The sequence below is a fragment of the Ruegeria sp. CE6 genome (genome assembly GCF_056537485.1).
Genome location: NZ_JBQFRR010000001.1, coordinates 1209605 through 1234150 on the forward strand (window position 1 = coordinate 1209605; position 24546 = coordinate 1234150).

Genomic DNA, 24546 nt, shown 5'->3' on the forward strand with positions numbered 1-24546 from the left:
TAAAAATAGTCATTATGTATGTGCAAATAAGACCAAATGCTGACTGCGCCACGTCTGAGGCCTAGTCAGTTGGCTTTGCCGTTATCATTGAAGATTCTGACCCACCGACAAAAAAAGGGCCAGTCCGAAGACCGGCCCCTAAGAAAGGTCATAACGACCGAGGGATTAGTTTGATGCTGCGTTCAGCTTTTCATTTTGTTCGCGCAGCGTGTCGGAAATAATCGCGTACCATTCGCCGGATTCGCGCATCTCGATCAAACCCTTGTTCATCATCGCGATGTACTCGCGCGCGAATGGATTGGTGCGGTGTGCAAGGAAGCTCATCGAAGACAGTGTCGAGACATACGGGTTCTCAACAATATCCGCCGAGGTCAAACCCATGTCTTTCATTGTCGAGGCAAACAGATCAACTTCGAATGCAGCCACGTCTGCCGTACCGGTCAATACGGCATCGAGACATTCGCGAGCCGAATTGGGTTGGACCACGGTTGTGTTCTCGCGGTTCAGCCCTTGTTCTTCCAGCACCACCATGCTCCAGCCTGCCATGCGGCAAACGGTCGAGCCCTCAAGGTCGGAGAAATCTGTCGCCTTTGCGTATTCGCTTTCAGGCAAAGTGAAGAAACCTCCGACAATGTCATATACCGGAACAGAAGCGACAAATTGGGTACACCGGGCTTCGGTCTCTGCAGACCACTCATAGGAGCGGTTGGTACAATCCGGAACAGTCCACGCGATCGAAATATCAAACGCACCCAGTGGCAACAGTGTGTCCAGATGCGAACTCCAGTCATCTACAAAGCTGACCGAGAAATCGCGGCTGTTACCAGCACGCTGAAGGCTTGTCGTCGCCAGACGGGTCATGATGCCACCGCCGCTCAGATCTTCAGTAGTGAACGGTTCCCAACCGTTGCCAGCGACCATCTTGATCGGAGGCGCGTAGACATTCGAGCGCTTGACGCTTGCAGCACGTTGTTCTTCTGCCGCGATCAGTTCTTGCGCGCTCTGACCGTTGGGCAGGCTGCCATCCTCACAGGGCAGCGCCAGTACCAGACCGGGGGTTAGCGAACCGGGATTGGTGATTGCATTGCGGTTAGCGTTAAAGATCGGCTGATAGTTTGAGGTGCCGTAGGCGGCAATGGCGATGGTCGCCAATGTGTCGCCATCCTGAACCGTATAGTTGGAGCAGGCCTCTTGAGCGGCGGCTGCACCTGCGCTCAGGGCGGTGAAGGCTGATGCCGACAGTACTGCTTTCTTCAATTTCTTGTTAAACATGTCCACTTCCTCCAGACTTTGTTTCGTTGGGCCAATCAAGGCCTTAGCCATTTTCCATTTGATAGCGCAGTGCGGTAGATACGATGTCGCGCCACTCGCCTGATTGCTGCATGATCGCCAGACCCTGGTTGAGCGTCTCAAGGATCGCTTCCCCATCCGGATTATCTTTGTGGGTCATGACGTTAAGCGACTTGATTGCCGCTAGGTTGGGGTTTTCGATGATCTGATGTTCGTAGCCCAGACGCCCGATTGCTTCGACCGCCAGATGCGCTTCGATCGCGACAATATCGGCTGTGCCATCCATGACTGCGCGAAAACAATCATCGGGTGAAACGGGGCGCATCAAAGTGATTGCAGGCTCGTAAAGACCAACTGCATCCATATGCGACAATGACCAACCTTCCGGCCTACAAATCGTTGTGCCCGCGAAATCTGCATAAGTCAGAGTCTCTTCGTAACCCGAACCGCTTTTTGCGAAGAACGTATCAACGACCTCGTAGAATGGGTTTGAGAAATTATAGGTTTCGCACCGTGAACGATCATTTTCCGACAACGTAGCGGCTTGTTCACAGTTCGGCCGCGACCAAGGGAATGTGGCGTCAAAGGCGAGTGTCGGCATCAATAGGTCCAGATGCGACGACCAGTCATTAACGAACTGAATCTTGTAGGACTGCTCGGGCGCGGCCCTCAGCATCGCGGTTTCAACCAGGTTGGTATAAAGCCCACGATTTGGCAGCGCTTCATCCGTAAACGGGGCGTAGTTACCACCCGTGATCAACAAAATCTGACGGTCACGAATTTCAGGGCTTTCGCCACCATCCGCGTTGCGGATCAATGCGGCACCTTCCGCACGGGCTGCTTCGATCTCTTTCTTGGCCGCAGCCTTGGCCGCGATTACGGCTTCTTCGCTGGTCTTTTTAGCTTCGGCCTCTGCAGCGGCCACGCGGGCTTCGGCCTCGGCAATGGCTTTTTCAGCCCGTTCCTCGGCAGCTTTGACCAGTTCCGAGGCCATTTCGGCAGCCATGCGGCCAGCTTCGGTATCCGGCAGTTGCGCCGCGCGCCCGATATCTTCAAGACAAGGGAAAGTCAGGACATCACCGACGCGAATGATATTGGGGTTCGACCCGATCGTATCCCGGTTCGCATCATAGATGATCCGGTAATCTTCCGTCGCGTAGACGGCAATTGCCAGTTCCCGCAAGCTATCACCGGGCTGGATTTCATAAGTCGAACACGCCTCTTGCGCCGATGCTGCACCTGTTGCAGCAGCAAGAGCGAGGGTGGATATGATAAGATGGTTTCGCATTTTGTCCTGTTTCACTGCCTGTCTAAGTCTGTGCCGGTTTGACCACGGCGATTGAAATGTTGTCCTGATCCGGGTCTGCCTTTGCATGCAGTGCTTGAAGCAGCGCATCAGCAATATCGCGAGCCGGGGAATGAATATGCGTGCGCACCAGCGTTTCGATCTCGGAATTGCCGAGATATTGCAGGCCATCACTGCCAAGGATCAGTACATCTGCCGCAATCAGCGCCAATGGTTGTTCCGGACAATCCACTTTTGGAATCGCAGCCCCCATGATCACCGAAGTCAGTTGGTTACGATCCGGATGGCCCTGCGCCTCTTCCGCGCTCAGTAATCCTTGTGCGAGCTGTTCGTCGATCACCGGGGCCATCGAGTGATCTTCGTTGACCTGTGACAGGGCATCATTGCGGAACAGGTAAAGTGGACTGTCACCGATCGAGATCCAGAATACGCGTTGATCCAGCATCAACATGCCCAGAAGGGTGGAGCCCAGATTGACCTCGTTTTCCTCACTATGGCTCGCCATAGCGGCGTTGGCCTGCATTGCGGCCAACGGCAGAGCGTCGAGCAGTGCGCTCTCAGCAAGGTCGGGCCCATCCAACTGGGCATCCATCGCATCGCGCCAGGCTGAAATGACCAACTGCGAAGCGACTTCACCCGCTTCATGACCACCCATACCGTCGGCAATCACGACATAACCCGCGTCTGCCGCGTCAGAGACCCGCGCAGCAATCGCGTCTTCCTGCGAGTCGCGCTGACCCTGGTCCAGGATCAGGGCAATATCATATGCAGGGGTCGCCAGCATTAATCGGCATCCCGCCAGTCAAAGCCGTCATCACAGAAAGCGGTGAAGCGGATCGAGGTTTCGCTGATCCGGATCAGATCGCCGCTGGACAAGGCTATGGTGCTGAGCACAGGCTTGCCATTCAGGCGCACCAAGTTGGCCTTGCCGCCATGGCCCAGATAGCATTTCCGGTCCTCAGGGTCATATGCGATGACGGCGTGATTGCTGCGAGAGATCCCGGTGTCGCCGAAATCCAGCTGAATAGCCTGATCGTCGTTCCGACCGATCTGCATCAATCCCTCGGTCAAGGTAATCGCGGCACCCCGGCCCGGTCCGGCGGTCACGACCAGCCAGCCAACCGGGAATGTCTGTTCGGCCGCTTCTGTCTTTTCAACGGGCTCAACTGTTTCCATCAGCTCCTGAACATGCGTGTCTGCACGCTCGAAACCCAAAAACGTCGTCTTCACACGAGAACGCCGATCTTCAGCCGGTGCAGGTGCAGGTGCGACCATGGCGGGTTCCGGGGTTACATCAACAGGCTCCGGTTCCGGTGTGGGTTCTCCGACGATTTCCACCTCGCCCGCAACTTCAGATACGACTTCAGGTTCGATGGCCTCTGGTTCTTCTAAGGTGACTTCGGGTTCATCGTCCTGAACCTCGTCTTCCGCAGTCAGATGAAGCGTGACAATCTGTTCATCTTCTTCGACCTCTTGAACCTCGGCCACTTCTTCTTCGGTCGCCTGATCTTCGATCTGGTCTTCCGTAAACTCGGGCATCGGTTCTTCGGGGATCAGTTCGTCTGCTTCCTCGTAGCTGTCCGAGCTAACGTTTCCACCCGCAAGGGCCGCGCGCAGGGCGTTGAAATCCGCAATCGGAGCAGCGCTTTCTGTTTCGACCGCTTCCGCAACGGTTTCGGTTTCGGTTTCCACCGCATCTTCTTCTTTCGGTTTTCCGGCACCTTCTAGAAGCCGGCTCAGAGGGCTTTTGTATTTGAACATGGTGTCGTCACCTTCTTTGATTTCTGATGCGGGGTTTTACCCGCGGGACTGCTACAAACCGCTTCGCCGTAGGCGCAGGGCACTGATGAAGAGGAAACAGAGAAACATTTACGTCGCGACGGGTTGGTCCCCGACGGGGTGACGCGATGGGCGGCACCCCCAGCACACTGAAACTGGCGATAGTCACATCAACTGGGCGATCACTCCTGCGTTAGTTGCATGACCGCAGTACTTTCAGCTCCGTTGCGCAGAATGCTTAGGCGCGCCTCGGGTTGGTTGTCGGAAACAAGTTGAGCAAGGATGCCGTCCAGACTCTCGGGCTCATTGATCGAGACACCAGTCTGTGTTTCGCGCAGCAGCACATCCCCCCGCTGCAAACTGCCAGCAACTTCTTCCGGAACAGATGCGACGACGGTTTGCCAACCTGCCTCGCCCGCATGAGCCACATCAAACGAATAACCGTTCAGAAGGCCAAAACTGCGGAAGGCGGGCAGGGCCAGCAATCCATTCTGCGCGCGTGTTTCGCCCAGACTGCGATAGCGCGCTGCTACACGGATATACCCGTCTGGATCGACCGAGAAGTTATCTAGAACATACGATGCAAGCGTTGTGTCCGGACGAATAGGTTCACCATTCAGAGTAAAAATCGTAGCGCCCCGTTCGACCCAATCCCCGATCACCGACCTATCTTGCCCGGCGTTCAATGCATTGATGGCAATGACACTCCCGGTCGAGCTGCGACGCTTGGACATCGTGAATGGAATCTCAATATCCCAGTGCCCAAATGCGACCTGGTTTTCGGCGAGATTTACCGGCGTTGCAGGTGCGATGGGTGTGATGTCTTCAACCGTAGGTTCCGTCACTTCAGGTTCCACTACTTCAGGTTCCACCAAAGCGATTTCTTCGGGTTGCTGCTCTGACACAATGGCGGCTTCCGGCACCTCATTAGCCTGCTCGACAGGTTGTTCCTGCGCCGCTTCTGGTTCTGATGCCAAAGCGACTTCGGCCTGTTGCGGCTCTGTTGTGGCTTCGGCGGTCTGCTCGACGGGTTCCGGAGCTGCTTCTGCGGGCACCGGAGTAGTCGGAGCCTCTGCAGTCACCGGAGTTGCCTCGGGCGATTGCTGATCGCCCGTCATTACGAAGTATCCACCTCCGGCCAGAGCCGCCAATACAATCGCGATACCCGCGATCATCTTGCCACTGCCGCCCGAGCCGCTTTTTACAACGGTGTCGACTGCAGCAACGGCCTCGTCCTGAGGTGCAAATTTAGCAAGAGTGTCTTCCGTTTTTTCCTCGTTCCCGAGGGCGAGATCAGAGTTCCCGGCCAGCAGCGCGGTCACGACGGCCTCTGCATTCTCGCTTTCGGCTTTGATCCGTTCTTTTTCGGCCTCTTCGTCTTTGCGATCCATGCCAACAATGACCGAAACCGGGCGATACGCGAAACTGTCGAACATCACACCGGGCCCACGGAACATACGCAGCCAGTCCAATGCGGTTTGCACACGGTCAGTGGCGTGCACTTCCATTGCTTTGTCGATCGCCTCAAGGAACCCGTCAGGATAACCTTTGAATCGCCCTGTCAGCGGTTCATAAGGATCGTCTTGGCCGTTGTTGAACGCATTCAAACGTGTCTGGCCATCAATCGGTCGCTCGCCGCTGATCGCATGATACAGCGTTGCAGCCAGTACATAGAGGTCACTGCTGGGGCCCTGATCCGCGCCACGCACATAAAATTCGTGTGGCGAATACCCGTCCTTAATCACGCGCAGCGTCAATAGCGCCGCTGACTTGTGTGCCGCCTGCTCGCGTGCTGCACCAAAGTCGATCAGGATGGGTTCGCCATTCTCATCGATCAGGATATTGTCGGGTGAAATATCGCGATGTAGCATGCCGCTTTGGTGAATGAACGACACCGCAGACAGCATTTTTTCGGTGACCTGAACGATAAAGTCCGGTCCGCTCTTGTTTTCGGGTTTTTCGACATAGTCCAGCAGATCGCATCCGCGGATCAGGTCCATCGCGATATAAGCGGTGTCGTTGTCCTCAAACACCTGATGCACGTCGACGATGTTGGGATGAACCAGCCGCGCATGGTTGCGTGCTTCCTGAATGAACAGGTCGATAATGGCGCGCAGGTCTTCTTTGTGGTCAGGGTTGGTAGGTTCGACCAGATCACCATTCCGCTGGCAGAGCGCCCCCGGATAGCATTCCTTGATGACCACATCGCGATCCAGACTATCGCGCGCGAGATAGGTGATCCCAAACCCGCCGTTGCTTAGGAACCGGAGGATTTCATACTGTCCGCGCAGCAGCTTTGCGCCTGGCTGCAATCCTTCGATCTGAGGTTCGTCGTGCGTTGCGCCGACCGCCTGGTTGTGGCTCATTTCTTCCCGCCCATTCTACTCGTTTATTGCGGCATAGATAACCAGGGCTTCAGCCCGCGAACTCACAACCAAACACAACCGCAGGACACTTAAGACGGTTAGACGTTTCAAATTTGACTTTATTGGGGCCGCCTGATGGCTTCACTATGGATCACAAAAATCGAAATCGCCTATATAGTCAGCCCAAACCTTCACTACACTATATGTTGTGTTTGCCTGATGGAAGAAATGGATTCTATACCGCCGAAATAGAGGCTTGGTCCACGAATTCGAAACAATATCGCGCTGATTCCGAACGCTTCGAATCGCTGCGATGCGGCTCAATTCAAGCGGGAAAAACTTATGTGCCGGTTTTTGGGGGCGCCGACGCAACAGAGCTGCCCGCCCAAGCCAGATTGTCGCTGAGTTGTGCGAGAATGCTTATTGCATCCTTCAGCGGTGCGTCCCCGGTTTCAAACTGCAGCAACAGCAACAGGTCAGTGGCCTTTTCAAACTCGGCCGGAACCCAGTCTGCTTTGGGATCGATTTCGGTACCAGATTCTAACCTTTCGGCAAAATCCTCGACGATTTCCTGACAGCTTTGCAGGAAGGCCGCCGGTTCAATATCCGAGCTTTCACGCAGATCGTTGTAAATGCTGGCGATGGCCGCAAGCCAGTCTTCAAGGATCGGATTGTCCAGGGGGGGCAGGGCGGCCTCTAGGCTTGCCTGCACTGTATTGCCGTCGGCCTCAGCGCCATCTGTCGAAGCCGCACCAGTAAGGTTCTCCAGATAAGGCATAAACTCTTCAGCCAGATCTTTTTGGGCGGCCTCAAGATCATGGCGACGGTGATCAGAGGCTATGTGCAAAACCTGTTCTGCCAAGTTCTGCCCGCCACAGGTTTCCCACAAAGCAAAGTCGGGTTCAGGCTCTTGTTCCATGGCCCGTACCGCTACCGGGGTGCCGATGGTCACAACCGCGCGAAACAAATCGCCCTTCTCCTTGTTCAGGCGTGCGACTACCCGATCCAGAGCATCCCGCACCGGAGGCAAATCGGCATGTGTTACAGCCAACAAGCTGTTATCGCGCAGCTTTTGAGGGACCTGCGACCACAAATGGCGTTCGGTTTCACGCCAGGCGTTAGTGCCATTGGTGCACCAAATCGCACAATCCACATAGTCGAGCAAATTTAGAGTCTGTTTGTAGGTATCATCCAGTGCACCGGCACCGGGCAGATCAAACAGCGAAATCTCCTGCAGGGCAGGGGTATTCAACCCGACCGAGATGAAATCGGGTTCATCCGCCGCTGCCTTTTCCAGCGCTATACCGGAATAGACTTTGGGTTCCTTGTCCCACCAACCAACGGTTGTCTCAGGCGTATCGGCATAGGCCACGATCACCAGGGGCAATTTCAGATGCTGCGGCCCGGTGGGCAGAATGTCTGCCCCCGCCAGCATGTTGGCAAGGCTGGACTTTCCGGCTCCAAACTCCCCGGCAAAACCAATGGAAACCGCGTTCGAAAGCCGCTCGGCATGGGCCAGCGCGCGGGCGCGCATATCATCCAGCTCTGCCGATGAGGGTGCATTTTCGGTGGCGGTCAGGAAACGCTCTAGCTGGCGCACTTCCTTCTCGGTTCCGGGGAATTCAATCATTCTGCGGCCTCTGCCTGTCGAGTGTCCACGGGTGCAGTTCCGTGCACCGCCCCTAGTTCATCGCTGATGCGCCGCGCTTGGTCAACCGCACGTTGCGCTTCGGCGCGCGCGTTCGACCCATCGGGGCCTGCGCGATGTTCCAGATGCCCGGCCAGCAGCGCCATATAATGGTCAAGAACGGTTTTCATCCGTTCGATCAGGTCGCTTCTGGCGGTATCTACAAGATCGTCTCCGATCATCTCAAACTCTTGCACGATCATCCGTTCGGCGCGGTTCAACACACTGCGACGCGATATCAGTCGCGACAGCCATGTCACACGCAACTCAACCGTAATGCCACGCGTCAGCGCGCTTGTATTTGGACGGAACCAACGCACCGCGCTGGTATTCATGCGATTGTCCACGGGCTCCTGCCATCCGGGCAGGGCGCGCAAAGCAGCATTGGTCTGCATATCGATAGCGTAAAGCTCACTAAGCATGCGCTGCCGTACCACCTGTGTCGCGCCCTGGACAAGCTCGCGCATCCGCTCACGCAGAGGCGTAAAGTTCAGCTCAGTATCTCCGTCTTTGGCCAGCAAAGGCGATTGCCCATCAGGGCCGCGCACAACGATCGAGACAGCCTCGGCGACGGTGTCATCCATAACGCCCCGCAAATTGGCCAATACATCGTCCATATCATTGGTGATGGCCTTGGATTTATCTTCAACTAGCGCACGCAACTCAGAAAGCGATTTGTTGTTTTCTTCGACATCCGCTGTGTCAGGACCATCCTTTTCCTCAATCGCACGAAGCCGCGCCGTGCTGCGCTCAAGCTCACCTTGGGCAAAACTGTTTAAGTGCTGCCACGCAATATTAAGCTGTTCTTGGCGCGGTCCTTCGGTCAGGGCTTTGGTCACATGACGGCGCAGATCGGGCAAGCCCGACGCGATCATCGCGGCAAATCGCAATACACCTTCGCGGCTGATGGGGCCGGGACCTTGTTTGATCTCTTCGACGCCGTCAAGATATTGCTTCATCTGTTCGGGATGCGCCCTCAACCACGCCAATATCTGATCATGGTCGATTCCGGTTTCATCCCCGGTCAGCGCATAATGGGCCCATTGGGCGCTGCCCATCAGAACGTCAATCTCCGAGTTGCCAAGCGCCTGTTCAAGCCCATCCAATACGTCAGTGCGCACCTTGCCGGCATCTTCGGCGCCACCTCCCAATTCGTCCACGCGGTTGATGAAGACCACGATCTGACCAAGCTCTAGCGCTTGCATCAGGCGGAATAGCTTCAGATCGGCCCGCGACAACGCCTGATGCGCAGACAGCACGACGACGAAAAAGTCGGATTCCTTGAGATACTGGCGCGAGATCTCTTCACGGATCAGCAGCGGGTCATTGACACCGGGTGTGTCTGTGACTGTCACCGGATACGGAAAATGGCCAATGTCAAAATAGACCTCGGCCTTACGGGTGATGTCGCTGTAAAGGCCCCGATCTGAACCGGGGTCATACTGGTCTTCATCTGTCGGGTCATCCCCGGCACAGACATAGCGCGCCAGGTCATCCGAGGTCAATTCATCCAGATCGTGATGCTCGCCAAGAAGGTGTTTGTAGCTTTCCCCCAAGCGTAGCTTGGCGCGGGTTTTCATTGCCTCGACCTGCTCTTCGATCATCTCGCGCTTGTAGCTGTCCTCTTCATCAGGGAACATGTTGCGCAACTCTTCACCTTCGGCGATCAGGGCCTGCCATTGGCGATTGTCGAAGAAATGAAACTCGGCGCCCGACGTCCGACCGGACGGATGACCGAAATGCATGTCGGTGATCACTGTCGTCCATGGGTTCACGTCCGAGGGTAGATATTCTGCATGCCCGGTGAAACCGTTGATCAAGCGCGATTTTCCGGCCTTGATTTGACCTACGAATGCTATCGAAGGCTTGAGGTTCGACAAGTCGTCAACGATGCGCGAGATGAAGTGACGCGTTTCGTCATTGCTCGTCCCGTTCATGTCTTCTGCGATGCGAATAAGCTCGCGGCGGTTTAACTCACTCATAAGATTTACCCTGGTAACTCGTATTTTGTTTAACTTTGCAAAGTGGACACTATTTGGCAGGAACGCGGTTATTCAACGGCGCTATTCAATGTTTTCCATAGGTTGACGACAGCGCCCAGCTTGCGGGCGTCATGAACGGCGGCGGCGGTTTCCTGACCGTCGCACAAGATGGCGAGACCCGCGCCTTGTCCACCTGTCGGGCGAATGACGATCAGCTGTGGATCAGTTAAAGCATCGGAACCATCGGCCTGCCATCCCGCCAGATCCCGGGTGAATCGGGCCAATATATCCTTGTCCGGATGTGCGTCTTGGCCCTGCGCACACAACCCGTCAAATTGCATCTCGTCTTCAGTCGACCCAATCAGTATTCGACCTAATGCGAACCGATCCGCGCCCTCAAAGAATTTTCCGGCTATACTGGTGGCGCCTTGTGACGCAGTTTCTGGCTGGGCTTCTGGTTCTAAGGTCTGGTCGGAAACGATGGCCATGCGTGGCTCTTCGATTAGTTCAATCCGCGCGCAGGCCGCTTGGACCTCCGAAAAGGTAACCCCTACTTCATCAGCCTCAAGCGCCGTATCCGGGCGCAGAGAAACCAACTCAAGCGGGCCGGGTGCCGTTGCAATTTCCGACACCACTTGCGCCAGTCGTTCGATCAGTTTTTCGCGTGCTTCAGTTTCAAAATCCGGGACAGGGCCCGAAGCACAGCGGAATACGTCGGTGACCCGAGAGCTGTTGACTTCGATAGCCAAAGTTGCCCCGTCAGCCGCCGTAAATTCCAAACGCCGAGGCAAGATCGTGCCCCGGATGGCCCCCAGCACCTCATTCCGGCGTAACAGTGCGCTGCTACCCGATAGGTAGATTGCAGGCGATAAGCGCGCGACCGAAGTCCGCCCGATCCCTTCGAGCATATCCAGTATTTCACTATCCATCATGCGTGACCCCCTCTGGTCCCGTCTACACCGCGGCCGCCACCGGCCCGAGGCTGAGATGTGATTTCGTAAGCGCCAGCCCGACATTCGCGCTGTCGCGGCAGATATAGCATACCACGTGATCAGGATATTCTGTTGTCCTGAGAAAGATGTGCAGCCGGTCGTTTGAGAACACCGCGATTTCCCCAAATCCGGGGTGTTCAGTATCGTCGATTTTTGCCGCACGCAGGAGTTCTTCGAATCCCTTCATACCGCGTCCCTGAAACAGATTAGCTACTGCAAGTGCGAGATTTTCGAGCGCATCAGCGCTGTCTTGGTCCGACGCGTCGACGCCCAATAACATGCCGGTCTCCATGTCGACATACCCGGCTGCGATGCAGTCGGGTATGGTTTCGATGGCCGAAGCCAGAGCAAAGTCAATCGACATTCAGATGCCCACCTTCGAGTTTAATCTAAATCGCATGCCACTCCGCTCCGCCGTTCTTGCGAGCCTCAGAAACGGCGCGCGGTATGTCTTGATTCCGCTTAGCGTCATGTTCCAACGCAATCTGGTCAAACTCGGACAAGAATGCTGCAAAGGCGCTTTTCAGGCCATTTGCATCGTCAGGCAGGTTCTCACGCGCCACGATTTCACCCCACATTGCTGCAGCACTGAGTGGCGTTTCTATGAGGCGATCGCCCAAATCATCTGCCTTGTCATCGGCTGCATCTTCAATCTCTTCGGCAGCAGCTTCACCCACCATTGATACGACGCGGTTTGGAGCCAGCGCATTCGATTCGGGCTCCGGTTCATATTCGTCTGCCGAGTTTTCCGACTGTTCCGCCAACAGGGCCGCAATCGACGAAACCGATACTTCGATATCTGATGATTCTTCGGCGTCTTCCGACGGCTCTTGTTCGGTGTCCGCAGCTTCGACTGCTTCCGCTTCGTCCTCTCCTTCGCCCAAGACGATCAGTTCGGCATCTTCCTGCTCTTCCTCATCATCGTCATCCATGAAATCAAACTCATCCACGTCGGTGATGGGGTTTGCCAAGAGGTTCAGATCCAGCGGATCTTCCGTCTTGTCAGAGAACAAGGCACGTAAGTCTTCATCAGCAGGCTCCGCTTCGGTAGCCATTTCCGCGCGCATCCGCTCGGCTTCTTCTGCATCAATCCGCGCCTGTCCGGACTCCTCGGTGCGACGCTCCACGCGGGCAGGGCGTACTGGGAAACTTGTAACCACATCATTCTCGGCAGAGTCATCTTCCATCGGCGTGACAAGTTTCAGCGGTGCATCGCCAGAGGTTTTCTCGGGCCGCGATGGCTGAACTTTGGGTGCGTCTGACAGGGATTTGTCAATTTGATAGCGCGACAGCATATCCGCACGGCTGTCCATGATCTGCTCAGTGATCTCAAGGAAACTGTCGACCATCTTGCCGCCGCCGCTGCGTGACCACAGCTCGGCGTCACCGGTTTTGTCACGGGCCATGATAGCATCACGGGCCGAGAACAGGATCGTGCGATTGAACAAATGACCCGCTTCGCGATTTACGCGGCGCAAGACCTTCTGCCGGTCTTTCTGATTCAATGCATCTGCGCGCGTCACCAGCAAAAGCGATTTATGCTGCAGCCGTTCCGGCAGCGAAACCCATGTGGCACGTTCAGTTTCGCGCCAAGCCTGGGTCGAGTGCGTGCACCACAACACACCATTGGCCTGGCCAACTGCGCGTTGCCAGACATCCGTCGAAATCTTCGGGTCCGAAATGCCGGGTGTGTCGATCAGGTCGACCGCCTCAAGAATGTCGGCTTCAAGGAAGATGCGAATGAACTGGGCGTCGTTGACACCAACCTGTTCAAGCTGATCCAATTCGATATTCTGCGTACTACCATCATGGCGTTTGATATAGGCGGGTCGATTGCCCCAGCTGAACCAGATCGGCGGCAGTTGCGTCGCTGTGACCTGCGTCGGCAGTGCCTGTTTGCGCAGCAGGAAATTCATCAACGTCGATTTGCCTGCACTGAATTCCCCCATGAGCGCAAACACAGGTTTGCGGCGGGACCACTGCTCGATGCGGTTCCAAGCCTTGGGAGAGACGAAGCGGGTTTGTGATTCTTTTACCATAACTCTTCTTATGCTGCTTCGTTACTAAGGTCTTTCAGGATATCGCCCAGAATATCGTCACGTGATTTCTGCGGCTTCTGCTCGGCCATCTGGGCCGCAGCCCTTTCAGGCGATTGCGAGATGCTGAGCAGCGTGTCTTTCTGTTCGGCAATAAAGTCGGTCAGCGCGGCCCGCACGTTCTCTAGGACTGCGGCGATCTGGTTTTCCTCGATGTCTTTAGTGATCGAGTTCGCCTCGGACGCGATCAGTCGCGTATAATCTGCGGCATAGGCTTCGAACCCTTTGCGGCGTTGCCACCAACGTCGCCACCATGTGCTCTGCAGGTCCAGTGCGATTGTGCGGCCAATCCCTAATGGCGGGGGTACACGCGGCACGATCGGAGCTTCAATGTTGAATTCACCCAAGTGGTTGCCCAGCAGCTTCTGATACAGTGCCTCCACGTCCGCTGCAGCAGCCGAATACAGAGCACCGGCATCCTTACGCATGGATCGGGCAAAGCTGAAATATGCCGCCTTCTGCAAGGTGCGCAGACCTGCTGGATCATATTGCCATGTACCCTGCTCACCATTCTGTTCCAGATGTGAGATCAGAGAATCCGTCGCACGTTTGACAAAATTTGCTTCCGCAGACGCAAGTCGCTCTAATACCTTGTCGCGAAGCTTGGTTGTCAGTTCCGAGGCTTTCTTTTCGTACTCAGCCGAAACCTTTGCGATCGCTTCTTCGGGCGACGCACCGTCCAGATCCCGAACGATACCGTCAGAGTTAGACAGCGTCTTGGCCACTGCAGTCGCCCGGATCTGGCTGGCAATGTTGCGCGCCCGATGGCGAACGCGATCTAAAAGACGCGTTCCTGCACCCTCAGCGATACGCTCATTCATGGCGAGCAGCAGATCAGGCAATCCTGATAGCGCCCAGATCTTATCCAGCGATGCAGCCTGATCGCCAAATCCAGCCGCCAGATAGAAGGTGTTCAACGCCTCGCGCGATTCCTCAGTTAGAATGTCCGGGTTTCCGGTTAGCGCAGCCTCGGCCCACAGAGCGCTGCCAAAAACAACGCTGGTGCTGGCGTCTATGTTGTTCTGTTTCAGTGTGTCTTGAATACGATCACGTATCTCAGGCACTTGATTGACCGGGTCTGACAATTCATCGATGCGGTTCACGAACAGGATGATCTGGCGGTTCTCGAACTGTGCGATGATCCGCATTAGCGCCATGTCCATCGTGGTTAACGCCTGGCTGGCAGCCAAAACAACAACACACACCTCTGATCCACGCAGGCTGCGTAGGGTGATTTGTTCGCGCACCATAAAGGTATCGTTCACACCTGGGGTATCGCAGAGCTTGAGCGAGATCGGATATTGCGGGATATCCATGAACAGCTCGGCCGATTTAGTCACATCGGCGAAACGACCCGTCTTGGGGTCGATATCCGGGTCATCCTCATCCCCGAGGCAGACATACCGCTGAATCAGTTCATCGTCGAAATAATCATACTGGTGGCTCTGACCGAGAATCAGGTCAAAGTGCTTCCCAAGCCGCTCTTCTGATTTGGCCTTCATCTCGCCGATTTGACGGCGAATATCGTCCATCTCATCATCGGCACCGGCTCGATTAGCCAACTCGCCCAGACGACCGCCGCCAACCATCAGATTGTCCCATTCTTCCTGCTCGAAGAATGTGAATTTGGAACGGGTGTCGCCTTCTGTGCGGGTGTTGATGTTCAGCGTTGTAACCACCGAGGTCCACGGGTTCACATCCGAAGGCAAAAGATTTGGCCTCCCGGCCAATATGTTCACGATCGAGGATTTGCCGGCCTTCACCTGCCCCACCATCGTGACACTGGCGGTAAAATTCTCCATTTTGGTCTTGAGCGCAGCCAGCCGTGCGGAAGACCGTGCATCCGCCACCTCTGTCAGTTGGTCGATCTGTGTCGTCAACGAGGTCATTGCCTCTGTCATCTCAGACAGGGACTCGTTTCCGACAGACAGAAGGTGGTCGTTACGCGCCATGGTCAGCCTCCGGTACCAGTTGCAGCGATGTGGTTCCCTGCCCCGTCAGGCAGGCTTGCAAGCGTGTCGATTCGTGCGATCAGGTCCAGCGCGTTGCCGAGGATTGCGGCCTCGGTTCGCGGTGAAATCGATTCATATGCGAAAGAATCAGCCAGAACTTCGATTGAACTGAAGCCTTCACCATTTTCCAAACAAGCCACACGGCGTCCGGTCGGAAAATCATCTGTTTTGTTGGCAGGCAGCGGCATGCGGGCATTAGCCAGCAAGTAGCGATTGCCCGAATGCGTACGGAGAGCGACGCCGAATCCTGTGCCAGGGTGCTGACGGTTCAGGGTTTTCAGTTCGCCAATAAAGCTTTCACGCGCAAGGCTGACAGCGTCTTGCTCGGAAGCAACGGATTTGATCTGGTTGGTCACGACAGAGACCCTTGTTCTGGAGTTGAGCAGAAACTCGCACGGTGCCAGAAGGCAAAAAAGACTCATTAACTCCTGCACCCAATCAATTACGATTACCGCGGTGTTATTTTGACGCGAATAGGATATTTTGGCGTTTGAAATGTGGCACAATTATGATGGCGTCTCATAGAAATACCTCAACCTATGAGAGTGTAAGCCACGACGTTGACGAGTTGCCCAAGTTTTTATGGCTTTGATTGCTTGTTAAAAAGTCCGAGATTCCGTGGCGTCAAGGATTTACATGTTGCTTCTTACGTTTTTGAAATATATAAAAATAATTTCTATTTCTGTGATCGAAGGAACCTCTGATTGAAATTCGATACGAAACCACTCACCTCAAGTTACACTTTTTTGAAATGTGCCCCACACAAAGTAATCTTTCAGCGACTCAACGTATGCGAGTTTAAGATAAAGAGAAAAATTGCGATAAATGTTCGCTAAATGGAAACAAAAAGAAGGACCAGAAAACGGGCCTTCACACAGGTGAAATTACGACCAAAACCAGCACCTGAGCACTGTTCGTGCTGGAAAGACTGGCCAAACTGCATTCTCACTGTCCAAGGCACGTTCTTTAACATTTGGCACATGCGAGTTCTGGTTAAACTTACTTGGGCAAAAGATTGTTTCCATCGAGACGATAATAAATTGCCCTCTCGCTTGATTTTACCTCTCGCACTCATTCAAAAGCTTTGCTATTCAGCGCGTCGTCGCGGTGCTTCGGCATCGGGTTGCGGGTGTGGCGAAATTGGTAGACGCACCAGATTTAGGTTCTGGCGCCGCAAGGCGTGGGGGTTCAAGTCCCTCCACCCGCACCAACACGACTTCTTACCATCAATGTGATTGATCGCTGGCGAACTTACGCAGTTCAAACGCCGTAGCGGGCCATAAACATGTCGACGGCCTGTAATGCAACCTCGTCTATCTCGTTCTGGTCAAATCGATTTTGGATACCGAAAGCCGCGCGGCCCCATAGTCGGACTTTGCACAGTTCAGAAAACTGCTCGGCCGCGATGTTGACGTCTTCAACCGCCAACTCACCTTTGCCAACTGCCTTGGTCAGATATTCGGCCATCTGGCGTTGGCCGTTCTTCGGTCCTGCTTCATAAAACGCTTTACCAAGCTCGGGGAATCGGTCGCGCTCGGCCACACATATGCGAAAGACTTGCTGCGCGAAGTCCGAGACGAGAAAAGCCGTAAGCTGAGTGGCTGCTATCGTCAGCACCTCGCGGGCTGGCTTGGTCTCATCGATCATCGAAAGGATGCGTTCAGACATCAGGCGACATTCGGTCTGGGCAACCTCGGTGAACAACAGTCGCTTGTCGGGGAAATAGCTGTATAGCGTTGCCTTCGAAACACCCGCCGCACGCGCGATGTCATCGACGCTTGCGCCTTCAAACCCATCCGCCATGAAAACCTCTCGGGCCCCACGTAACACCTGGTCGAATTTACGGCCTGTACGCAGGATGGTGGCGGCTTGGGTCATGGTGTCTCCGGATTGCGATATCCTGCAACACTATAAACCGTTCGGTTCAGTTTCAACGCTTTTCACTCCGATAGCGGTTTTGGCACAACGTTACGGCTTCAATCGTACCGCCGACCGTGCGTCAACCTTGCGAGCCTGACCAGCCATGTTAACACGTTGCCATGGTCGAGATATTTCTGCGCACTCTCCCCTTTTTCGCAATCATCGGCCTGGGGTTCTGGGCCGGACGCAGCCGGTTTTTCCCTCCCGAGGCGACAGCATATCTAACCAAGTTCGTGTTTTTCTTTGCTTTGTCGGCTATGCTATTCCGGTTTGCCGCCACCCTGCCCTTTGCCGAAATTTTCAACGGTCGGCTGGTGATCGGGTATCTGATCGGCACTGCTGGCGTCTATGCGCTGGCGACGGCTATCGCTTATCTCCGAGGGCTGGACATCCCCACCGCCGCGGTCGAGGCGCAATGTGCTGCTATTGGCAATGTTGGGTTTCTGGGCCTGCCCATGCTTGCGCTTTTATTCTCCGAAGCTGCCATAGGTCCAGTGATGTTGGTGCTGACAGTTGATCTGGTTGTGTTTTCCTCATTGATCGTGATCCTGATCAACGGTGGCCGCGATGGTCGGCTCAGCCTGGGGACGATGCGCCTGATCGGGATTGGCCTGCTGAGAAACCCCATGATCTTGTCAATCTCCGCCGGATTGCTCTGGTCTGCATTAAAAGCGCCTGTACCGGTGCCTCTGAATGATTTTCTGACGATTCTGGGCGGCGCTGCTACGCCAGGTGCGTTATTTGCCATCGGGGCATCACTGGCGGACAAATCGGCCGAGCGCATCCAGATCGCGGGTTGGTTAAGCTTTTGCAAGCTGGTGCTGCATCCGCTTTTCGTCGCACTAATGGTGATTTGGCTGATCCCGGTTGCCGCCTTTCCGGCGATGGTCGCAATCGCGGCGGCGTCTTTACCAGTAGCGGGCAATGTTTACATGCTGGCCGCGCACTACGGTGTGGCCCCGCAACGGGCATCTGCTGCCATCCTGTTATCTACCATCGCCAGCATTCTGACCGTCCCGCTGGCGATAGGATGGGTCAGCGGATTCTGATCTTCACCTTTTCGAAAAATGAGCTTTCCAGAGGTGGCTGCACTTTACGCCGACGCTGCAGAGCGTTAGCCATGGCCCGGACACAACGTAAGGATCAGCTTGATGGAAACCCTTTCGGAAAATGCCTGTTTTGGTGGTGTGCAGGGCGTTTATCGCCATGCTTCCTCGGCCTGCAAATGTGATATGACATTTGGCCTTTTTCTTCCGGCCGAAGCCAAGGACGGCCCCGTTCCTGTTCTGTGGTATCTGTCGGGCCTGACCTGCACCCATGAAAACGCCATGACGAAGGCGGGTGCCCAGGGTTGGGCGGCCGAACAGGGCATTGCGCTGGTGTTCCCCGACACTTCACCACGCGGCGAAGGCGTGGCAGATCACGAAGACTATGACCTTGGCCAAGGCGCAGGGTTCTATGTCAATGCCACGCAAAGCCCTTGGACGCCTCACTTCAACATGTGGGATTATGTTGCCGAAGAGCTGCCGGCCCTTCTGGCCGAGAACTTTGCGATTGATCCTGATCGTCAGGCCATCACCGGGCATTCGATGGGTGGGCATGGCGCATTAACGCTGGCGATGAACCTGCCCGGGCGTTACCGGTCTGTTTCGGCCTTCTCGCCGATCTCGAACCCCATGGGGGCGGATTGGGGTCGCAAGCAACTCAGCGCGTATTTAGGCGATGATGAGACCGCATGGGCCAAGCATGATGCGTCGGCGATGATGAAAAGCACAGGCTTTGACGGACCGGTCCTGATCGACACCGGTGCAAACGATCAGTTTATGGATCTGTTGCGCCCGGAGGCACTGGCGCAGGCAATTGCCGAGCGTCGCCAGCAGGCCACTTACCGACTGCAGCCCGGCTATGACCATTCCTATTATTTCGTGTCCACCTTTATGGAGGATCACATCACCTTCCACGCCGAAGCGCTGTATGGGGACTGAGGCATGAGCAAATATGACTATGACCTGATCATCATCGGCTCGGGCCCTTCAGGCCGGGCGGCGGCGATTCAGGCAGGCAAATTGCAGCGCCGGGTGCTGGTGATTGACCGCAAAGATCGTTTTGGTGGTGTCTCTGTTCACACCGGAACGATCCCATCGAAAACCTTGCGAGAGACGGTGCTGAACCTGTCAGGCTGGCGCGAGCGCAGTTTTTATGGGCGCTCCTACCGGGTCAAGGATCAGATCAGCGCCGAGGATCTGAAAGCACGGCTGCACATGACACTCGATCATGAGGTCGATGTGCTGGAGCATCAGTTCAACCGCAACCATGTTGAAACGCTGAACGGGTTGGCGACGTTCACGGGGCCACACGAGATCGAGGTGGCTACGGATGCAGGCGAATCCACGCGTCTGACAGCAGCCAAATTCCTGATCGCCACCGGCACCAAGACCTACCGGCCAGATTACGTGCCTTTCAATGGCAAAACTGTCGTCGATGGGGATGATTTCCTTGAGATGGAGGAAATCCCGCGTTCGCTCTGCGTGATCGGTGCGGGCGTGATCGGCGTTGAATATGCAACTATGTTCTCGGCGCTTGATGTCCGGGTGACGTTGATCGAACCGCGCGAGACGTTTCTGGATTTCATCGACAAGACACTGATCCACGATTTCACACATCAGATCCGTGAAAATGGCGTCGATCTGCGGTTGGGGGCAGCCGTCGAGAAAATAGAAGACGCCGGTAGCCATGTTGAGATCACGCTGGACAATGGGCGGCACGTCCGGGCCGAGATGCTGCTGTTTGCAGCCGGCCGGATGGGGGCGACCTCGGCGCTGAACTTGGACGCGGTTGGCATTGAAACGGATCATCGCAATCGTATCAGCGTGGACCGCAAGACCTATCAGACCTCGGTGCCGCATATCTATGCCACCGGAGACGTCATCGGGCATCCGTCGTTGGCCTCAACTTCGTTGCAACAAGGGCGGGTCGCGGCCTGTCATGCGCTGGAGACTCCAACCCTGCCGGAAAGCCCCTGGTATCCGTATGGGATCTACTCGGTCCCCGAAATCTCAACCTGCGGGATGTCCGAGGAAGAACTGCAGGAGCGTGGTATTCCCTACGAAGTGGGTGTGGCCCGGTTCCGCGAAACCTCGCGCGGGCACATCATGGGGTTGGAGCATGGCATGCTGAAGATGCTGTTCTCGCTCAAGACCCGCCGGGTCTTAGGGGTTCAGATTGTCGGCGAAGGCGCAACCGAGCTGATCCATATCGCGCAGGCGGTGCTGAACCTGAAAGGCACGGTGGATTACTTCGTGCAGAACACGTTCAACTATCCGACCCTTGCCGAAGCTTACAAAATCGCGGGGCTGGATGCCTTTAACCGGATGCCCATTCCGGACGAATTCAAGGTGCGCAAATCGACGCCAAAGGCAAAGTCAGCGCCAAAGGTCAAAGAGGCGTGACGACGCTTTACATCGACGGGGATGCCTGCCCGGTCAAGGCCGAGGCTGAACGGGTGGCAACCCGGCACAAGGTGCCGATGGTTCTGGTCTCAAACGGAGGGCTACGCCCCTCTGCCAACCCGTTGGTGCAGGTAGTGATCGTCGCCTCGGGAGCAGATGAGGCGGATAAGTGGATTGCCGAACGCTGCGGCACCGGCGATATTGTCGTTACCTCTGATATACCGCTGGCCGCCAAGTGTATTGAAGCCGAAGCACGCGTGCTTCGGCCCAGTGGTGAGGCTTTCACCGCGGCCAATATCGGTCAGCAATTGGCAATGCGCGATCTGATGGCGGACCTTCGCGCGGCAAACCCGCTGGGGACAGGTGGCGGAGGAAAACCATTTGGCAAAGCCGACCGTTCGCGTTTTCTGGATGCGCTTGAGCGCGAGATACGCGCTGCCCTTCGCAGGTAGTGCTCCCGCCGGTCAGAGACGCATCAAAGATGCATATCCTTCCGTTGGGCTGGGCAGCGCGTGCCGCGCTGCGGTTGGCGCTTGCATCTCTGACCTGCGATTGGTTCAGTCGTTGTGATTGAACTGGTATGGGATTAAGTCATGGCCATTGAAGCCGTCATCTTTGACATCGGAAATGTGCTGATCGAGTGGCAGCCCGAGCGCTATTATGATCGGGTAATCGGCGAGGATCGTCGTCGCGCCATGTTTGACGAGGTCGATCTGCATGGGATGAATGATCTGGTAGATCAGGGCCATCATTTCACGGATACGATTTACAATTGGGCGGACAAGTACCCGGAATGGCGCGATGAAATCCGAATGTGGCATGACAACTGGATCGAACTGGCCGCGCCCGAGATCCCACATTCAGCGCGACTTCTGCGCGCGTTGCGGACCAAGAAGATCCCGGTCTTTGCCCTGACGAATTTTGGGGTTCAGAATTTTGACTATGCCACTACCGTTTATCCGTTTCTGAATGAGTTTGATCGTCAATACGTCTCGGGTCGGATGAAGACGGTCAAACCTCATATGCCAATTTACGAAATGGTTGAGGCCGATTGCGGCATCCCTCCCTCGGCGCTTTTGTTTGCAGATGACAGGATCGAGAATATCGAAACAGCAAGGGCGCGCGGATGGCAAACGCATCACTTCATCGATCCGCAGGGTTGGGCGGATCGATTGGTTTCTGAGGGGCTGCTGACCGCTGAAGAGGCCGCATAGCTCAGGCTGTCACGCCGGTTGGTGAACGATTTTCGCGGATGGGCAGGTGAATGATGGCGCTGAACGCTCCGATAGCGACGCCGATCCACCAAACCATGGTGTAATCACCGAATTGGTCGTACATGCGCCCGCCTAACCAGATGCCCAGAAAACTGCCGATCTGATGGCTCAGGAATACGATCCCGTAGAGCGTGCCCATGTACCGCAGGCCATAGAGATGTGCGACAAGGCCAGATGTTAGCGGTACGGTCGCCAACCAGAGCGATCCCATCACAAGCGAGAATGCGATCACGGACAAGGGCGTGATTGGGAACACGATGAAGGCACCTGCGGCAAGCGTTCGGCCGGTGTAAACCGCCGCGAGCAGGTACTTCTTCGGAAAGTGATTTCCAGCCCATCCGGCCAAAAGGGTTCCGCCGATATTGGCCAACCCAATCAACGAAATCGCAATCGCCCCCAAGGCTGAAGTTGTGGTGATCCCCATCGAATGTAAGAAGCCACCGGGTTGGATCGGGCCGCACATCTCGGTGACGAAGGCGGGGAAATGGGCTGTGACAAAGCCCAGTTGATAGCCACAACTGAAAAAGCCGATCGCAATCAGCGAATAAGACGGGTCGCGGAATGCCTTGGACAGGATCTGCCCCATACTCTCCTCTAGCTCCGTCCTGCTGATGGGCTGAGGCGCGCGCATGAATGGCAATGTCAGAATCAATGCAAGGATAGCCACCGCAAAGATCAGAAACACTTGCTGCCAGGGTAAGAAAGTCAGCAACCACTCTGCTGTGGGTGCGCCAATGACTTGCCCGAAACTGCCCGCTGCGGTGACAATCGCCAATGACATCGAGCGGTTCGCATCCGATGAGGCACGACCTACGACCGCAAGGACCACGCCAAACCCCGTCCCAGCGATCCCGAAACCCACGAGCCAAGCATACATCTGATGTTCAAACGGGGTAACGGACCATGCCGTCAGGACCATTCCCGCCGTATAGGTCAGAGCGCCCAGAACGATGGCGCGCCGATCACCTATCTTTTCCGCAATGGCGCCAAAGATCGGCTGGCCGATCCCCCAAGCCAGGTTTTGTATGGCGATCGCCATCGAAAAATCGCTGCGTAGCCAGCCGAACTCATCCGCAATCGGTATCTGGAACACACCAAAAGAGGCGCGTACGGCAAAACTGACTGTAATTACGATACAGCCGACGATCAGGATCGGGTTCAGCAAACGGGTGGATTGCGACATTAAGGCTCCGAAGATTGGTCCCAGCAGACGTTAGCGGTACAACTCGGCGCGTCAATTCAGGAGTTTTGTGACGCCAGTTCAGCAAAATTGATGTGTCTGGAAAAAAGGTTTCTTTTCAACACACGAAGCGATCGGTATGGCTCAACTCATGACGGATCTAATTTCACACTATGAAGATCTTATTGCTGATGGGACACTGACCCGGGACGACGCGCAAGAGGCTGTGCTGCCCCGGTTTGAGCGCATTCGGGCAACCTTGGCCGAACCGGTTAAGCGTGGATTTTTCCGCAAAGCGCCGCCGCCACCTAAGGGTTTGTATCTTTGGGGAGGTGTTGGGCGCGGCAAGTCGATGTTGATGGACATGTTTGTCGAGACATTGGGTGAAATCCCAGTTCGACGGGTGCATTTTCATGCGTTCATGCAGGAAATCCATTCCGGTCTGCACAAGGCGCGTGAAGACGGCGTTGAGGACGCGCTGGTCCCTGTAGCCGATGCAGTCATCAAATCGGCGCGGGTGCTGGCCTTTGATGAGATGCAGATCATCGATATCACCGACGCGATGATCGTGGGGCGGTTGTTTGATCTGCTCTACAAGGGTGGTGTCGTTATCGTTACGACTTCGAACAGACATCCGGATGATCTATATAAGGATGGGTTGAACCGGCAGCTTTTTCTGCCTTTCATACAGCACATCAAAGAGCAACTGGAAGTGTGGGAGTTGGTTTCACCCACGGATTACCGGCAGAACCGACTTGAAGGCTCGCCGGTTTACTTCACCCCCATCGGGCCCGAAGCGCGGGAGAAGATTCGTGGGGTTTGGAATGATCTGTCGGGTGGACCGGCAGAAGAGCTGGCTCTTCAGGTGAAGGGTCGCGAAGTTGTCCTGCCCGCCTTTCGCAACGGCGTTGCACGGGCCTCGTTTTATGACCTCTGCGGACGAATGTTGGGTCCGGGAGACTACCTGGCCATCGCAGAAGCGCTGAAGGTACTGGTTCTTGAAGATATCCCGCGTTTGTCACGCAATAATTTCAATGAGGCCAAGCGCTTCGTCACCCTGATCGATTCGCTTTATGAGGCGAAAGTTCGGCTGATTTGTTCCGCCGCTGCCGAGCCCGAGATGCTCTATGTCGAAGGAGAAGGAACTTTTGAGTTTGAGCGTACGGCCTCGCGCCTGCGGGAGATGCAAGACAAGGATTGGGGCAGATAGGGG

20 protein-coding genes and 1 tRNA gene are annotated in these 24546 nt (G+C 55.5%); 7 read left to right on the plus strand and 14 right to left on the minus strand.

Going from position 1 to position 24546, the window contains the following annotated elements; all coding sequences use genetic code 11:
* Positions 1–165 precede the first annotated feature (165 nt).
* The 12 genes from ACR0DK_RS05970 to ACR0DK_RS06025 all read right to left on the minus strand — a co-directional run bounded on the left by ACR0DK_RS05970 (position 166) and on the right by ACR0DK_RS06025 (position 15866).
* On the minus strand, positions 166–1272 hold the full coding sequence (locus ACR0DK_RS05970; RefSeq protein ID WP_170393909.1) for a transporter substrate-binding domain-containing protein: 1107 nt from the start codon (positions 1270–1272) through the stop codon (positions 166–168).
* Between the two features lie 43 nt (positions 1273–1315).
* Complete coding sequence (locus tag ACR0DK_RS05975; RefSeq protein ID WP_170465587.1) at positions 1316–2578, minus strand: transporter substrate-binding domain-containing protein; 1263 nt, start codon at positions 2576–2578, stop codon at positions 1316–1318.
* 22 nt (positions 2579–2600) lie between these two features.
* A complete protein-coding gene (locus ACR0DK_RS05980; RefSeq protein ID WP_170393913.1) occupies positions 2601–3380 on the minus strand; it encodes a PP2C family protein-serine/threonine phosphatase in 780 nt (259 codons plus the stop codon).
* Positions 3380–4357: an FHA domain-containing protein gene (locus ACR0DK_RS05985; RefSeq protein ID WP_480735180.1), complete on the minus strand. Its 978-nt coding sequence runs from the start codon at positions 4355–4357 to the stop codon at positions 3380–3382. The genes ACR0DK_RS05980 and ACR0DK_RS05985 overlap by 1 nt, the downstream gene beginning before the upstream one ends.
* Before the next feature lie 200 nt (positions 4358–4557).
* Positions 4558–6741: a serine/threonine protein kinase gene (locus ACR0DK_RS05990; protein ID WP_480735182.1), complete on the minus strand. Its 2184-nt coding sequence runs from the start codon at positions 6739–6741 to the stop codon at positions 4558–4560.
* 340 nt (positions 6742–7081) lie between these two features.
* Positions 7082–8371, minus strand: a complete 1290-nt coding sequence (locus ACR0DK_RS05995) for a dynamin family protein (protein ID WP_480735184.1) — start codon at positions 8369–8371, stop codon at positions 7082–7084.
* Positions 8368–10410 (minus strand): dynamin family protein, encoded by a 2043-nt coding sequence (locus ACR0DK_RS06000; protein ID WP_223118643.1) that lies wholly within the window; start codon positions 10408–10410, stop codon positions 8368–8370. The genes ACR0DK_RS05995 and ACR0DK_RS06000 overlap by 4 nt, the downstream gene beginning before the upstream one ends.
* 68 nt (positions 10411–10478) lie before the next feature.
* Positions 10479–11342: a hypothetical protein gene (locus tag ACR0DK_RS06005; protein WP_480735186.1), complete on the minus strand. Its 864-nt coding sequence runs from the start codon at positions 11340–11342 to the stop codon at positions 10479–10481.
* 22 nt (positions 11343–11364) lie between these two features.
* On the minus strand, positions 11365–11766 hold the full coding sequence (locus ACR0DK_RS06010) for a hypothetical protein (protein WP_480562230.1): 402 nt from the start codon (positions 11764–11766) through the stop codon (positions 11365–11367).
* A 25-nt stretch (positions 11767–11791) separates the two neighbouring features.
* The gene (locus ACR0DK_RS06015; RefSeq protein WP_480735191.1) at positions 11792–13441 is read right to left on the minus strand and encodes a dynamin family protein; all 1650 of its coding nucleotides are present in this window, start codon (positions 13439–13441) and stop codon (positions 11792–11794) included.
* An 8-nt stretch (positions 13442–13449) separates the two neighbouring features.
* Complete coding sequence (locus ACR0DK_RS06020) at positions 13450–15450, minus strand: dynamin family protein (protein ID WP_480735193.1); 2001 nt, start codon at positions 15448–15450, stop codon at positions 13450–13452.
* 2 nt (positions 15451–15452) lie between these two features.
* Positions 15453–15866, minus strand: coding sequence for a hypothetical protein (locus tag ACR0DK_RS06025; RefSeq protein ID WP_170393931.1), 414 nt, complete (start codon positions 15864–15866; stop codon positions 15453–15455).
* 769 nt (positions 15867–16635) lie between these two features.
* On the opposite strand from ACR0DK_RS06025, the gene ACR0DK_RS06030 reads away from it, so the two are divergent.
* Positions 16636–16720 (plus strand) — tRNA-Leu (locus tag ACR0DK_RS06030).
* Between the two features lie 50 nt (positions 16721–16770).
* On the opposite strand, the gene ACR0DK_RS06035 is transcribed toward ACR0DK_RS06030, so the two are convergent.
* The gene (locus tag ACR0DK_RS06035) at positions 16771–17388 is read right to left on the minus strand and encodes a TetR/AcrR family transcriptional regulator (protein ID WP_170393933.1); all 618 of its coding nucleotides are present in this window, start codon (positions 17386–17388) and stop codon (positions 16771–16773) included.
* Between the two features lie 161 nt (positions 17389–17549).
* Here ACR0DK_RS06035 and ACR0DK_RS06040 point away from each other — a divergent pair, with 161 nt between their 5' ends.
* The 5 genes from ACR0DK_RS06040 to ACR0DK_RS06060 all read left to right on the plus strand — a co-directional run bounded on the left by ACR0DK_RS06040 (position 17550) and on the right by ACR0DK_RS06060 (position 22093).
* Positions 17550–18479: an AEC family transporter gene (locus ACR0DK_RS06040; RefSeq protein ID WP_170509273.1), complete on the plus strand. Its 930-nt coding sequence runs from the start codon at positions 17550–17552 to the stop codon at positions 18477–18479.
* A gap of 102 nt (positions 18480–18581) precedes the next feature.
* Complete coding sequence (fghA, locus tag ACR0DK_RS06045; RefSeq protein WP_170663463.1) at positions 18582–19415, plus strand: S-formylglutathione hydrolase; 834 nt, start codon at positions 18582–18584, stop codon at positions 19413–19415.
* Positions 19416–19418: 3 nt separating this feature from the next.
* The gene (sthA, locus tag ACR0DK_RS06050; protein WP_170393939.1) at positions 19419–20879 is read left to right on the plus strand and encodes a Si-specific NAD(P)(+) transhydrogenase; all 1461 of its coding nucleotides are present in this window, start codon (positions 19419–19421) and stop codon (positions 20877–20879) included.
* Positions 20876–21331, plus strand: coding sequence for a YaiI/YqxD family protein (locus ACR0DK_RS06055; protein ID WP_170393941.1), 456 nt, complete (start codon positions 20876–20878; stop codon positions 21329–21331). The genes sthA and ACR0DK_RS06055 overlap by 4 nt, the downstream gene beginning before the upstream one ends.
* Before the next feature lie 141 nt (positions 21332–21472).
* Complete coding sequence (locus tag ACR0DK_RS06060; protein WP_170625675.1) at positions 21473–22093, plus strand: HAD family hydrolase; 621 nt, start codon at positions 21473–21475, stop codon at positions 22091–22093.
* A gap of 1 nt (position 22094) precedes the next feature.
* Here ACR0DK_RS06060 and ACR0DK_RS06065 read toward each other — a convergent pair whose 3' ends face one another.
* On the minus strand, positions 22095–23336 hold the full coding sequence (locus tag ACR0DK_RS06065; protein ID WP_223118640.1) for an MFS transporter: 1242 nt from the start codon (positions 23334–23336) through the stop codon (positions 22095–22097).
* A 148-nt stretch (positions 23337–23484) separates the two neighbouring features.
* Between ACR0DK_RS06065 and zapE the strand changes: the two genes are divergently transcribed.
* A complete protein-coding gene (gene zapE / locus ACR0DK_RS06070; protein ID WP_223118639.1) occupies positions 23485–24543 on the plus strand; it encodes a cell division protein ZapE in 1059 nt (352 codons plus the stop codon).
* Positions 24544–24546: the final 3 nt, after the last annotated feature.

What these genes read in the sequence shown, in the direction of transcription:
- fghA (WP_170663463.1), top strand. Translation starts at nt 18,582, where the DNA reads ATGGAAACCCTTTCGGAAAATGCCTGTTTTGGTGGTGTGCAGGGCGTT.
- ACR0DK_RS05990 (WP_480735182.1), bottom strand. Translation starts at nt 6,741, where the DNA reads ATGAGCCACAACCAGGCGGTCGGCGCAACGCACGACGAACCTCAGATC.
- ACR0DK_RS06035 (WP_170393933.1), bottom strand. Translation starts at nt 17,388, where the DNA reads ATGACCCAAGCCGCCACCATCCTGCGTACAGGCCGTAAATTCGACCAG.
- ACR0DK_RS05970 (WP_170393909.1), bottom strand. Translation starts at nt 1,272, where the DNA reads ATGTTTAACAAGAAATTGAAGAAAGCAGTACTGTCGGCATCAGCCTTC.
- ACR0DK_RS05985 (WP_480735180.1), bottom strand. Translation starts at nt 4,357, where the DNA reads ATGTTCAAATACAAAAGCCCTCTGAGCCGGCTTCTAGAAGGTGCCGGA.
- sthA (WP_170393939.1), top strand. Translation starts at nt 19,419, where the DNA reads ATGAGCAAATATGACTATGACCTGATCATCATCGGCTCGGGCCCTTCA.
- ACR0DK_RS06010 (WP_480562230.1), bottom strand. Translation starts at nt 11,766, where the DNA reads ATGTCGATTGACTTTGCTCTGGCTTCGGCCATCGAAACCATACCCGAC.
- ACR0DK_RS06005 (WP_480735186.1), bottom strand. Translation starts at nt 11,342, where the DNA reads ATGATGGATAGTGAAATACTGGATATGCTCGAAGGGATCGGGCGGACT.
- ACR0DK_RS05975 (WP_170465587.1), bottom strand. Translation starts at nt 2,578, where the DNA reads ATGCGAAACCATCTTATCATATCCACCCTCGCTCTTGCTGCTGCAACA.
- ACR0DK_RS06015 (WP_480735191.1), bottom strand. Translation starts at nt 13,441, where the DNA reads ATGGTAAAAGAATCACAAACCCGCTTCGTCTCTCCCAAGGCTTGGAAC.
- ACR0DK_RS05995 (WP_480735184.1), bottom strand. Translation starts at nt 8,371, where the DNA reads ATGATTGAATTCCCCGGAACCGAGAAGGAAGTGCGCCAGCTAGAGCGT.
- ACR0DK_RS06040 (WP_170509273.1), top strand. Translation starts at nt 17,550, where the DNA reads ATGGTCGAGATATTTCTGCGCACTCTCCCCTTTTTCGCAATCATCGGC.
- zapE (WP_223118639.1), top strand. Translation starts at nt 23,485, where the DNA reads ATGACGGATCTAATTTCACACTATGAAGATCTTATTGCTGATGGGACA.
- ACR0DK_RS06060 (WP_170625675.1), top strand. Translation starts at nt 21,473, where the DNA reads ATGGCCATTGAAGCCGTCATCTTTGACATCGGAAATGTGCTGATCGAG.
- ACR0DK_RS06000 (WP_223118643.1), bottom strand. Translation starts at nt 10,410, where the DNA reads ATGAGTGAGTTAAACCGCCGCGAGCTTATTCGCATCGCAGAAGACATG.
- ACR0DK_RS06065 (WP_223118640.1), bottom strand. Translation starts at nt 23,336, where the DNA reads ATGTCGCAATCCACCCGTTTGCTGAACCCGATCCTGATCGTCGGCTGT.
- ACR0DK_RS05980 (WP_170393913.1), bottom strand. Translation starts at nt 3,380, where the DNA reads ATGCTGGCGACCCCTGCATATGATATTGCCCTGATCCTGGACCAGGGT.
- ACR0DK_RS06020 (WP_480735193.1), bottom strand. Translation starts at nt 15,450, where the DNA reads ATGGCGCGTAACGACCACCTTCTGTCTGTCGGAAACGAGTCCCTGTCT.